The organism is Maribacter sp. MAR_2009_72 (assembly GCF_007827235.1).
Classification (GTDB): domain Bacteria; phylum Bacteroidota; class Bacteroidia; order Flavobacteriales; family Flavobacteriaceae; genus Maribacter; species Maribacter sedimenticola.
Map to the genome: position 1 here is coordinate 2936926 of NZ_VISB01000001.1, position 12598 is coordinate 2949523.

Genomic DNA, 12598 nt, shown 5'->3' on the forward strand with positions numbered 1-12598 from the left:
TATGCGTAAAACAGCACTTATAATCTCTATTATGCTCTATTTTTCTTGTGCAAAGGAAGAAGCGGAAGTAACGTTCAATACTTTGGAATCTTCGTTCAAGGGAGAATTGGAATGGGTTAGAAATTTTGGCGGTAGTAGTGTTGAAAGTGCTCAGGCCATTATAAAGACAAATGATGGCGGCTTTGCAATTATTGGATATACAGGCAGTATAAATGGTGATATTGATACCAAAACCGTTGAAGAAAATGATTATTGGCTCTTAAAGTTTGACCGCGATGCAAATTTACAATGGAACAAAACCTATGGGGGCAGCAAAGATGATATTGGGCAAAGTTTGGCACAGACCAGTGATGGCGGGTTTATTTTAACCGGTTATGCAATGAGCAGTGACGGCGACGCCTCTAATAATGAAGGATTTCATGACAATTGGATCGTGAAGTTAAATGCTCAGGGCAATTTGGAGTGGGAAAGTAGTTACGGCTTTTCTGGACATGACCATTCCTACGATATTCTTGAGGCATCTCAGGGAGGGTATTTTTTCACAGGATTTTTGGATATTACATCGGCACGTGCAGATGGTAATACTGAAAAAGGCAATACTTTAACGAGTCATGGCGTAGGTGAATTTTGGGGCACTAAGATAGATGAAGAGGGCAGTGTGCAATGGCGCGGTTATTTTGGAGGAACCAACAATGATCGTGCGCATAGTGTGGTACAGGCAAATGACGGTGGTTTTGTCATGGCCGGTTTTACCGAAAGTGACGATTATGATATTAGTAGCACCAATGGCAGCTATGATTTTTGGGTCGTAAAGGTAGATGCGTTTGGTAACCTGGTCTGGGAACAATCTTTTGGGGGGGAAGGTATTGAGGTTTCCTATGATATTGCCAAAACTATGGATGGTGGTTTTGTGGTCGTAGGCAATACGTTTAGTACTAATGGCGATATTTTAAATAACCACGGTGAATCTGATATGTGGATGATCAAATTGGACGAAAATGGCAATTTGGAATGGGAGCAGACCTATGGTGGCAGCAAGTTTGATCTGGCACAGGCGGTCGTAGAAAGTATGGATGGCGGATTTTTAATTGCCGGAAACACTAAAAGCAATGATTATGATGCCTCTAACAATATGGGGGAAAATGATATTTGGTTGGTAAAGACCAACCAAACCGGTAATCTTGTTTGGCAGCAATCTTATGGCGGTTCCGGACTTGATTTTGGTTTTGACCTAATGGAAAACCCAGATGGGAGCGTTTTCGTTGTTGGGGAATCATCAAGTGCCGATTTTAACCCCCTTACCCTTAAAGGTAAATCAGACCTGATCCTTTTAAAAATCAAATAAAACACACCAGATATTCTTATAGGATTCTCCTATGTTGATATACGTTATAATAATGTTAGGTTCTATGGAAAAAACCTACTTATGACGTATATTTGTAAACTATTTAGATTAAATCCAGTTAATTATGATTCAGGTATCAGAAACGGCTAAAAGGAAAGTCATCAACCTTATGACAGAGGAAGGTTTTGACGCGACCAAGGATTATGTGCGTGTGGGTGTTAAGAGCGGCGGATGTAGTGGATTGTCTTATGAATTGAATTTTGATAATAAAAAAGATGAAGCCGATAAGGTCTTTGAAGATAACGATGTACGTATCATTGTAGATAAAAAAAGTTTTTTATACTTAGTAGGTACAGTATTGGAATATTCTGGTGGACTTAACGGTAAGGGTTTCGTCTTTAACAATCCCAATGCACAAAGAACATGTGGTTGTGGTGAAAGTTTTTCATTATAGCATAAAGTAAAACGAGAAAAAGGAAATAGGCAAAGGTTGTTATGTATTGTTCTTTTGAAAATTTAGAAGTATACAAATTATCAAAAGCGTTTACAGGGGATATCTCTAAATTGCTTGACAGTCAGCCTTATATGTTGCTTAAGGATTTTCCAAAGGGTTGCGGAATCCTTTTTATATAATGGATTAAACAGGATATTTTGAAAAAAGAGAATTAATAGAATATAGAGAGCAAATTGCGATAATTTCAAAGCAGCTAGCAAACTATATTAAATATGTTAAGAAGAGATGTGGTTAGTTTTAACTCGTCAACTTTTAACTTATTAACTATGAATATATGGCATATACAGAAGAAGAATTAAAGAAAGAATTGGAAACCAAAGAGTATGAATATGGTTTCTACACTGATATAGAATCTGAAACGTTTCCAAATGGTTTGAGCGAAGAAATCGTTATTGCCATATCCAAGAAAAAGGAGGAGCCGGAATGGATGACGCTTTGGCGTTTAGAGGCTTTTAAGTATTGGAAGGAAATGGTTGAGCCAGAATGGGCAAATGTACATTATACAAAACCCGATTTTCAGGCAATTTCATATTATTCCGCCCCTAAAAAGGCAGACCCCAACAAAACTTTGGATGATGTTGATCCGGAATTGTTGGAGATGTACAAGAAACTTGGGATTTCTGTAGACGAACAAAAGAAACTACAGAATGTTGCGGTAGACATTGTTATGGATTCGGTTTCGGTTGCCACCACGTTCAAAAAGACCTTGGCGGAAAAAGGAATTATATTCTGCTCCATATCGGAAGCCATTAAGGAACACCCTGAACTGGTAAAAAAATACATTGGTTCTGTAGTGCCAAAAAGAGATAACTTTTATGCGGCTTTGAACTCCGCTGTTTTTTCTGATGGTAGTTTCTGTTACATTCCTAAAGGTGTTCGCTGTCCAATGGAACTTTCTACCTATTTTAGAATCAACCAAGCAGGTACCGGCCAATTTGAACGTACATTGGTCATTGCAGATGAAGATAGTTATGTAAGTTACCTAGAAGGGTGTACTGCACCATCTAGGGATGAAAACCAACTGCATGCTGCCGTGGTAGAATTAATTGCCTTGGACGGTGCGGAAATAAAATATTCTACGGTTCAAAACTGGTTCCCAGGAGGCAAGGACGGTAAAGGCGGGGTCTATAATTTTGTGACCAAAAGAGCATTGTGTGAGAAAAACGCCAAAGTTTCATGGACACAGGTAGAAACAGGATCTGCCGTTACCTGGAAATATCCTTCCTGTATCTTAAAAGGAGATAATTCCATAGGCGAATTTTATTCTATTGCGGTCACGAATAATTACCAACAGGCAGATACAGGTACCAAAATGGTCCATATTGGAAAGAACACCAAAAGTACCATTATCTCTAAAGGTATTTCTGCCGGAAAATCTCAAAACAGTTATCGTGGGTTGGTACAGGTGAATAGCCGTGCGGAAGGTGCGCGTAATTTTTCGCAGTGCGATTCCCTTTTAATGGGCAATGAATGTGGAGCACACACATTCCCTTACATTGAGGCCAAAAATAAATCGGCAATGATAGAGCACGAGGCCACAACCAGTAAGATTGGTGAGGACCAAATATTTTATTGCAATCAAAGAGGTATTGATACGGAAAAAGCAATAGCGTTGATCGTAAATGGGTTCAGTAAAGAAGTGTTGAATAAGTTACCAATGGAATTTGCCGTGGAGGCTCAAAAACTTTTGGAAATTAGTTTAGAAGGTTCTGTTGGATAAAGTAAATACACTAATGAGAAATTTTTTAATCATCATAGTTCTGATTTTTGCATTTAGCTGCAAAGAAAATAAGAACGAAACTAAAGCTGAAATCACTTCACAAGAAGTAGTAAAGCCAGAGGTCAAATTATACACTTTTAATGGCGGTACTGTTATGGTCAATAACCTGGAATTATTTTCTCAGGACACCACCTATCAAGGTCAGACCAAGGAATTTGCAGACCCGTTCTATGTTATTAGCCATCCTAAAGGTAATCTCATGTGGGATGCAGGACTTCCTGAAAGTTTAATCGCTATGGATGAACCGTACACGGATCCAAGCGGCGCATTTACGGTAAGTAGAAAAGACTCTGTAGTAAATCAACTAAAACGTATTGGCATGGTGCCAACGGATATTGATTTTATAGCCTTGTCCCATACCCATTTTGACCATAGTGGGCATGCCAATGTTCTTAAAGAGGCTACATGGTTGGTGCAACAAAGTGAATATGATTTTATCACAAGTGAGGAAACCCAAAAGAACAATGCGGATATTTATAACGCGATCAAGGATTTGACCAAGACAAAACCGCTTACTGGTGACTATGACGTTTTTGGTGACGGTACCGTTGTCATTAAATCTATGCCAGGACATACCCCGGGACATCAGGTTTTGTATTTGGACCTTCCTGAAAGCGGCCCTTTACTATTAACCGGCGATCTGTATCATTTATATGAAAACAGAACACATAGAAGAGTACCTATTTTTAATTATGATGTTGAAGAAACATTAAACAGCATGTCCAGTTTTGAAGCTTTGGCAAAGGAGAACAATGCCAAAGTATACATGCAACATTCAAAAGAAGATTTTAATAAAATGCCTAAGGCACCAGAATATTTAAAGTAACATATTATGTTGAAAATTACAAACTTACACGCTAGTGTGGAGGATAAGGAAATACTAAAAGGAATAAACTTGGAAGTTAAGGCGGGTGAGGTACATGCTATTATGGGTCCTAATGGCTCAGGTAAAAGTACCTTGGCATCCGTAATTGCGGGTAAAGAGGAGTTTGAGGTAACGGAAGGCACCATAGAATTAAGCGGAGAGGACTTGGAAGACGTGTCACCAGAAGAAAGAGCCCATAAAGGTGTTTTTCTTTCTTTTCAATATCCGGTAGAAATTCCTGGAGTATCCGTAACCAATTTCATGAAAACGGCCATTAACGAATCCCGTAAGGCAAGAGGTCTTGAAGATATGCCTGCAAAGGAAATGTTGAAGTTGATCAGGGAAAAATCAGAATTATTGGAAATAGACCGTAAATTCTTATCGCGTAGTTTAAATGAAGGTTTTTCTGGCGGTGAGAAAAAAAGAAATGAAATTTTTCAAATGGCCATGCTAGAACCTAAAGTGGCTATTTTGGATGAAACGGATTCCGGTCTTGATATCGATGCATTGCGTATCGTTTCCAACGGGGTGAATAAATTAAAGAGTAAGGATAATGCGGTTATTCTAATTACGCACTACCAACGTCTGTTGGAATATATTGTTCCAGATTTTGTACATGTTTTGCACAACGGTAAAATTGTTAAATCAGGCGGTAAGGAATTGGCCTTGGAGCTTGAAGAAAAAGGGTACGACTGGTTAAAGCAAGAAACAGCGGTTTAAAAAATTAGTACTAAGTACAAAGTACTTAGTATAGAGTCCTTATTACTTTGTACTAAGGACTTAATACTAAAGATATATGGATTTAAAAGATAAATTGATTTCTTCTTTTATGGCGTTTGAGAACAATGTGGACGTGGAGCATCCGGTACATGAGGTTCGTATGGCCGCCATAAAGAATTTTGAGGAAAAAGGATTTCCTTCAAAAAAGGAAGAGGCTTGGAAGTATACATCGTTGAACAGTATACAGAAAATAGATTTCAGTATTTTTCCAAAACAGGAAAATACTATAGAGTATAAGGACGTTAAGCGTTATTTTCTACATGAGATAGATTCTTATAAAATTGTATTCGTTGACGGTATTTATAGTTCTTACCTTTCTGAAACTACACATGATGGAGTAGACATCTGTTTAATGAGTTCCGCGTTGACAAAGCCAATGTATAAGCCCGTTATTGATGTTTATTTCAATAAAATAGCCTCTAAGGACGAATCTTTGACCTCCTTGAACACGGCATTTAGCCGTGAGGGTGCCTATATATACATTCCAAAGAACAAAATGCCGAAAAAACCTATTGAGATTTTACATTTCTCAACGGGTAACGAGGCTTCTTTAATGTTACAACCTAGAAATTTGGTGGTGGTTGAAGAAAATGCCGAGGTTCAAATTATAGAACGGCACCAGAGTTTGACCTCCAACGACATCCTTACCAATGCGGTAACGGAAATATATGCGGATAAGAACGCTATTATAGATTTTTATAAGATACAGAATGATGCTGCCAATGCATCGTTGATAGATAACACTTATATTGATCAAAAGGATAAGAGCGTCGTAAAGGTTCATACATTTTCCTTTGGTGGAAAAATGACACGTAACAACCTTAACTTTTTTCAAAATGGTGAGTATATAGACTCTACCATGAAGGGAATTACCATCTTGGGTGAAAAACAACATGTAGACCATCATACCTTAGTGCACCATATTGAGCCTAATTGTGAGAGTCACCAAGATTATAAAGGTATTTACGGAGATAGTTCAACCGGAGTATTCAATGGTAAGATTATTGTGGATAAAATTGCCCAAAAAACCAATGCTTTTCAGCAAAACAATAATATTTTAATTAGTGATAAGGCCAGTATCAATACAAAGCCACAATTGGAGATTTTCGCTGATGATGTAAAATGTTCCCATGGGTGTACTATAGGACAGTTAGATGAAGATGCATTGTTTTACCTGCAGTCAAGAGGTATTCCACAAAAAGAAGCACGTGCATTGTTAATGTATGCTTTTGCTAATAACGTTCTTACTTCTGTTCGTATTCCTGAGTTAAAGACTAGAATAAATAAATTGATAGCGAAGAAGCTAGGGGTGAACCTTGGGTTCGATTTGTAGAGATATTCATTATTTTATTCAATAATATTAACGGTTCGTTAGGTCATTCTTAACGAACCGTTGTGTTTTCCTACATATTTTTTAGATTAGTTTGGTCGTATCAATTTAAATCCAACTTGATATGGAAAAATCTTTACTCGCAATTTTTTTGGTAATGTTTACGTATTGCGTTAGTGCGCAAAACAAGAAATGGAGTGTAGAAGCTAATTACCCCGCCAATGTTTCTAAAAATGATGGAGACGTCGAATTAAACGGTATAATTGATCTGGGAATAAAATACCGGTTTATGGATTTAGGAGCTGTTCAATTAGGAGCTGGCTTAAATACTGCTTTGTTAAGGAACGAAGATAATTTTATTTACGGTGGTCCAGGATTTGAGAATCGAAAATTTAATTACGAAGCAAAGCAAATATTGGTTCAGCCAAAACTATTTGCGGAATTGGCTATTCCAGGATTGGCAAGACTAAAACCTCAAATAGCTCTGGGATATGCGGTTGCGGTAGACGATTATTATTATAATGACGGGGGTAATGTAGAGGTGGACTATTCAAATACGAATGGGGGTTTAAATTTAAATTTGGGGATTTCCTATGACCTTTCCAGTCGCTTTTTTATACAAGTGCAATATGATTATCTGAATGTACATAAGAAAGGGGAGGAAACTAGGAACGATCAAACGTATTCTTATGATTTCAAAGAAAAAATAGGTTTGTTAAAAGCTGGTTTAGGATTCCGATTTTAAAATGAAATAGTGAGACTTTAAGACAAAAGGAGCGGTACAATACCCGATATGTTTTCATTATCGGGTATCTTTGTATATAAGAAGATTGGCTATGTTAGATATTAAAAAAATAAGGGAAGATTTCCCAATTCTTAAGCGTGAGGTAAATGGCAAACCGTTGGTCTATTTGGATAATGCCGCTACATCGCAAACCCCGCAACAGGTTATAGACACCATTGTAGATTATTATCAAAACTACAATGCAAATATACATCGTGGGGTGCATACGCTCTCACAAGAGGCTACCGATAAATATGAGCAGGCAAGATTAAAGATTCAAAAACATTTTAATGCGGCCAAGTCATATGAAATCATATTTACTTCAGGTACAACGCATAGTATTAACCTTGTGGCAAATGGATTTTCGTCTTTGATAAAAAAAGGGGATGAGATATTGGTATCCGCAATGGAGCACCATTCCAATATTGTTCCATGGCAGATGTTATCTGAACGTACCGGAGCCATTTTAAAAGTCATTCCAATGAACCAAGAAGGGGAATTGCGAATGGATGTTTATAACGAATTACTTTCAGATAAAACTAAACTGGTTTTCTGTAACCATATTTCTAATGCCTTGGGAACTATTAATCCTATTAAGGAAATTATAGATAGGGCCCATAGTGTTGGTGCTGCGGTATTGATAGATGGTGCGCAGGCCACACCTCATTTAGTGTCGGATGTACAAGCCTTAAATGTCGATTTTTACACGTGTTCCGCTCATAAGATCTGTGGACCAACAGGGGTTGGCATGTTATATGGCAAGGAAGAATGGTTAAATAAATTACCCCCATACCAAGGCGGTGGTGAAATGATTGCAGAAGTCACTTTTGAAAAAACTACTTATGCGGATTTACCCCATAAGTTTGAAGCAGGTACGCCTAATATATGTGGTGGTATAGCTTTTGGTGCGGCATTAGATTACATGAATGCTATAGGCTTTGATGAAATCGCAAAATATGAGCATGAGCTTTTGGAATATGCTACGCAAGAATTAGAAAAGATAGACGGACTAAAAATATACGGTACGGCTAAGGACAAAACTTCTGTAATATCATTCAATATAGAACATATTCACCCTTATGATATGGGAAGTATTTTAGATAAACTGGGTATTGCGGTGCGTACAGGTCACCATTGTGCACAGCCAATAATGGATTTTTATAAAATACCGGGAACGGTTCGTGCAAGCTTTGCCTTTTATAATACTAGAGAAGAAGTTGATGTACTGGTTGCAGGGGTGTTAAAGGCTAAAAGCATGTTGTTGTAGAACAATAACTTATAGAGTGTCATAACTGTTGAAACTCATCATTTGTTATCGTATTTTTGTAGAAAATTAAGCAATGGACATTAAAGAGATACAAGAAGAAATTATCGATGAATTTTCCATGTTCGATGATTGGATGCAGCGCTATGAGTATATGATAGAATTGGGTAAATCCCTTCCATTGATCAAAGAGGAGTACAAAACCGAGGATAATATCATTAAAGGGTGCCAGAGCAAGGTATGGGTGCATGCAGAGCTAGAGGGCAATAAGTTGGTTTTTACTGCAGATAGCGATGCTATTATTACAAAAGGTATCATAGCTATCTTGATCAGGGCCTTCAGCAATCAAAAGCCGCAGGATATTTTAGATGCAGATACCCAGTTCATAGATGAAATTGGTTTAAAGGAACATTTGTCTCCCACTAGGGCCAACGGCTTGGTAAGTATGATCAAGCAGTTAAAATTATATGCAGTGGCATATCAAACACAAATTGAAGAATAGAAATTATGAGTGAAGAAAATATAGCGGAGGGTAGTGCGGAATTAGGTGAAAAAATAGTAAGGATTTTAAAGACTATTTATGATCCGGAAATTCCTGTGGACATTTATGAATTAGGTTTAATTTATGATGTTTTGGTCAATGAGGACAACGAGGTTAAGATTTTGATGACCTTGACTTCGCCCAATTGTCCCGTAGCGGAATCCTTGCCTGCAGAAGTAGAGGAAAAAGTAAAATCATTGGATGCCATTAAGGACGCCGAGGTAGAAATAACTTTTGATCCACCTTGGACACAGGATTTAATGAGTGAAGAAGCCAAGTTGGAATTAGGCTTGCTTTAACTCTAACAGGCGGTAAGGATTAAAGTTTAAAACAAGCGGGGTATGCAAGAGGAAATTGTGAACAGAGTAGCGCAGAGCAAACTCATTACCTTTAATTTAGAGGATTATTATCCGGTTGGCAATAGAATGCTACTGGATATCAAAGATTGGCTATATGAAGGTTTTATTCTAAAGGAAAAGGAGTTTAGGGCACATGTAGCACAGCATGATTGGTCCCAATACCACAATGCTTATGTGGCTATGCACTGTTCTACAGACGCTATAGTTCCTGGCTGGGCATATCTGCTATTGTCCATGAATTTAAGTCCGTTTGCTAAAAAAATTGTTCAAGGTAGCCTGGTAGATTTGGAGACACTGTTATATCAATCTATTCTTGATACCATAGATTATACGGAGTTTCAGGATAAATCGGTAATCATTAAGGGCTGTACCAAAAGAGCTGTACCACCTAATGCATATATAATTCTTGCCGCCAAACTACAGCCGGTAGCAAAATCGGTCATGTATGGCGAAGCATGTTCTGCCGTGCCCTTATACAAAAGAAAATAACAAAATCCTATTTAGAGATTTTGTTTACAATACTTACCTTTGCGCCACTATAAACTATAAACATTAATATCATGAAGAAGATTGTTTTAACTCTAGCTTGTGCTTTGGTGGCAAGTATTGGTTTTTCACAGACCGAAGAGGAACTTAAGGCGCAAATAGGACCAAAGAAAGATTCTATAGCGGCAATTCAAGGCAGAGTGGATGCCTTACAAGGGCAAATAGATAAATTACCAGGATGGAAAAAAGGTGCTTTCGGAACTATCGGTGCCAACATCAGCAGCTTTAATAACTGGTATGGCCAAGGCACTCCAGACTTGTCTTCAGGTAATATTGGAGTAACCATGAACGCATTTGCGAATTTGACCGAAGAAAAATTCTTTTGGAGGAATTCTGGAAACATTAACTTGGGCTGGGTAAAGTTTGACGATAAGAACGATCCAACCGATGACGATAGCTTTAAGCAAGGTACAGATGTATTCAACATTACATCGCTTTATGGAAGGAAATTAAGCGAGAAATTCGCCATTTCAGGTTTAGGGGAGTACAGAACTACCATTTTGAACAATTTTAATGATCCTGGATACTTGGATTTAGGTGTTGGTGCTACATGGACTCCTATTGCTGACCTAGTAGTTGTTATCCACCCATTGAACTACAACTTTGTATTCAGTGATAACGATGCGGTTTTTGAGTCTTCTTTAGGTGCCAAAATCGTTGCCGATTATACAAAGAAAATAGGAGCGGTTAATTTTAAATCTAACCTTTCTATGTTTCAAAGCTATAAGAGTGGAGATCTTTCTAATTTAACGTGGATCAACTCATTTGGGTATACGTTATGGAACGGTATTGGTTTAGGTTTTGAATTTGGTTTGCGTGACAACAAGCAGGAAGCGTTAAATTTTGCATTGAACCAAACACCTGCAACGGCTACTTCTTTTGATGATGTAGATAACAAATTGCAAACGTACTTCTTAGTTGGTCTTAACTATGCCTTCTAAGCATTTAGGATAAATAACAAATGTATTTAAAAAAAAAGCCCTCTTTTAAAGAGGGCTTTTTTCGGTTAAGTAATTATCGTAAAATTTGGGATTTTACTTTTAGTTCTAAATAAGTTAAATATCGATTTGGGGTCAACACTTATACTTAAACACAAGGTAAAATTAGACCAATACTTTAGTTGTCGATAATTTATGTTGTGAACCAACTTTAATTTGTGGTGAAATTTATCAATGGTTTTGTTTCATCGATGAACTACACTTTTTTAATTATAATTGGTAATTAATACTGATCTAAATGCTCAGGATATAAAAAGTTGTTATATGGAAAACGGGTTACATGAATATCCCTTACTTCATTATAGACCCTCTTTCTAAATTCATCTAAATTCTCTTTATTTAGGGCAGAAATGAATAGGGCACGGTCTCCAACCTTTTCCATCCAGGTATTTTTCCAATCAGCAATGCTAAAATGTTTTCCAGTGCGTTCCGTAATAAGATCATCCTCGTCTATGGTTTCATGTTCATACTGATCGATTTTATTGAATACCATAATGGTCTTCTTTTCCGAGCTTTTAATTTCAGAAAGAATTTTGTTCACGGATTCTATATGTTCCTCAAATTGTGGGTGAGAAATATCCACCACATGTAATAGCAAATCGGCTTCCCTAACTTCGTCCAAGGTGCTTTTAAAGCTCTCTACCAATTGTGTGGGCAGTTTTCTAATAAATCCTACCGTATCACTTAAAAGAAAGGGCAAATTACCTATAACCACTTTTCTTACGGTGGTATCTAAGGTAGCGAACAACTTATTTTCCGCAAAAACATCACTCTTACTGATTACGTTCATGAGGGTAGATTTACCTACATTGGTATATCCTACCAATGCCACCCTTACCAAGGCGCCACGGTTGCCCCGTTGGGTCTCCATTTGGCGGTCAATTTTGGTCAGTTTCTTTTTCAGTAGTGTAATACGGTCCCTAACAATACGTCTATCCGTTTCAATTTCCGTTTCACCGGGTCCACGCATACCAATACCCCCTTTTTGACGCTCAAGGTGGGTCCATAGTCCGGTAAGTCTAGGCAAGAGGTATTCGTATTGGGCCAATTCTACTTGTGTGCGTGCATAACTGGTCTGGGCCCTTTGTGCAAAAATGTCCAAGATCAAACTGGTACGGTCAATAATTTTACAACGTAATTGTTTTTCAATGTTTCGTTGTTGCGCCGGTGTCAGTTCATCATCAAAAATAACAGAGCCTATTTCATGTGCTTCTACATATTTTTCTATTTCCTCCATTTTACCGGTGCCGATCAAGGTTTTTGGATTGGGAATATCCATACGTTGTGTAAAACGCTTATAAACTTCACCTCCGGCGGTATAGGTAAGAAACTCCAGTTCATCTAGATACTCCTTTACCTTTTCCTCATTTTGTTCTTTATTGATGATCCCAATAAGAACCGCTTTTTCATAATTTGTTATCTTCTTTTCTATCATAATAATGTAAAGTGCAAAATTAAGCATTTAGCTATAAGCCATTTCGTATTTTTATTG

13 protein-coding genes are annotated in these 12598 nt (G+C 37.6%); 12 read left to right on the forward strand and 1 reads right to left on the reverse strand.

What is annotated here, in order from left to right:
- Position 1 precedes the first annotated feature (1 nt).
- The 12 genes from JM81_RS12360 (at position 2) to JM81_RS12415 (ending at position 11049) form a co-directional block, all read left to right on the forward strand.
- A complete protein-coding gene (locus tag JM81_RS12360; RefSeq protein WP_144803846.1) occupies positions 2 to 1345 on the forward strand; it encodes a hypothetical protein in 1344 nt (447 codons plus the stop codon).
- A gap of 124 nt (positions 1346 to 1469) precedes the next feature.
- Positions 1470 to 1799, forward strand: coding sequence for a HesB/IscA family protein (locus JM81_RS12365; RefSeq protein ID WP_089258534.1), 330 nt, complete (start codon positions 1470 to 1472; stop codon positions 1797 to 1799).
- A 334-nt stretch (positions 1800 to 2133) separates the two neighbouring features.
- Positions 2134 to 3579 carry a Fe-S cluster assembly protein SufB gene (gene sufB / locus JM81_RS12370; RefSeq protein WP_089258536.1) on the forward strand — a complete coding sequence of 482 codons (1446 nt, stop codon included), beginning with the start codon at positions 2134 to 2136 and terminating at the stop codon, positions 3577 to 3579.
- Between the two features lie 13 nt (positions 3580 to 3592).
- A complete protein-coding gene (locus JM81_RS12375) occupies positions 3593 to 4465 on the forward strand; it encodes an N-acyl homoserine lactonase family protein (protein WP_144803848.1) in 873 nt (290 codons plus the stop codon).
- 6 nt (positions 4466 to 4471) lie between these two features.
- Complete coding sequence (gene sufC / locus JM81_RS12380) at positions 4472 to 5224, forward strand: Fe-S cluster assembly ATPase SufC (RefSeq protein ID WP_144803850.1); 753 nt, start codon at positions 4472 to 4474, stop codon at positions 5222 to 5224.
- A gap of 76 nt (positions 5225 to 5300) precedes the next feature.
- Positions 5301 to 6617: a Fe-S cluster assembly protein SufD gene (gene sufD / locus JM81_RS12385; protein WP_089258540.1), complete on the forward strand. Its 1317-nt coding sequence runs from the start codon at positions 5301 to 5303 to the stop codon at positions 6615 to 6617.
- Between the two features lie 121 nt (positions 6618 to 6738).
- The gene (locus JM81_RS12390; protein ID WP_144803852.1) at positions 6739 to 7359 is read left to right on the forward strand and encodes an outer membrane beta-barrel protein; all 621 of its coding nucleotides are present in this window, start codon (positions 6739 to 6741) and stop codon (positions 7357 to 7359) included.
- Between the two features lie 91 nt (positions 7360 to 7450).
- The gene (locus JM81_RS12395; RefSeq protein WP_144803854.1) at positions 7451 to 8665 is read left to right on the forward strand and encodes an aminotransferase class V-fold PLP-dependent enzyme; all 1215 of its coding nucleotides are present in this window, start codon (positions 7451 to 7453) and stop codon (positions 8663 to 8665) included.
- A gap of 73 nt (positions 8666 to 8738) precedes the next feature.
- Positions 8739 to 9164, forward strand: coding sequence for a SufE family protein (locus JM81_RS12400; RefSeq protein WP_089258546.1), 426 nt, complete (start codon positions 8739 to 8741; stop codon positions 9162 to 9164).
- A 5-nt stretch (positions 9165 to 9169) separates the two neighbouring features.
- Positions 9170 to 9502 carry an SUF system Fe-S cluster assembly protein gene (locus JM81_RS12405; protein ID WP_089258548.1) on the forward strand — a complete coding sequence of 111 codons (333 nt, stop codon included), beginning with the start codon at positions 9170 to 9172 and terminating at the stop codon, positions 9500 to 9502.
- Positions 9503 to 9544: 42 nt separating this feature from the next.
- The gene (locus tag JM81_RS12410; RefSeq protein ID WP_144803856.1) at positions 9545 to 10051 is read left to right on the forward strand and encodes a DUF2480 family protein; all 507 of its coding nucleotides are present in this window, start codon (positions 9545 to 9547) and stop codon (positions 10049 to 10051) included.
- A gap of 71 nt (positions 10052 to 10122) precedes the next feature.
- A complete protein-coding gene (locus tag JM81_RS12415) occupies positions 10123 to 11049 on the forward strand; it encodes a DUF3078 domain-containing protein (protein ID WP_144803858.1) in 927 nt (308 codons plus the stop codon).
- 280 nt (positions 11050 to 11329) lie between these two features.
- On the opposite strand, the gene hflX is transcribed toward JM81_RS12415, so the two are convergent.
- On the reverse strand, positions 11330 to 12541 hold the full coding sequence (hflX, locus tag JM81_RS12420) for a GTPase HflX (protein WP_144803860.1): 1212 nt from the start codon (positions 12539 to 12541) through the stop codon (positions 11330 to 11332).
- Positions 12542 to 12598: the final 57 nt, after the last annotated feature.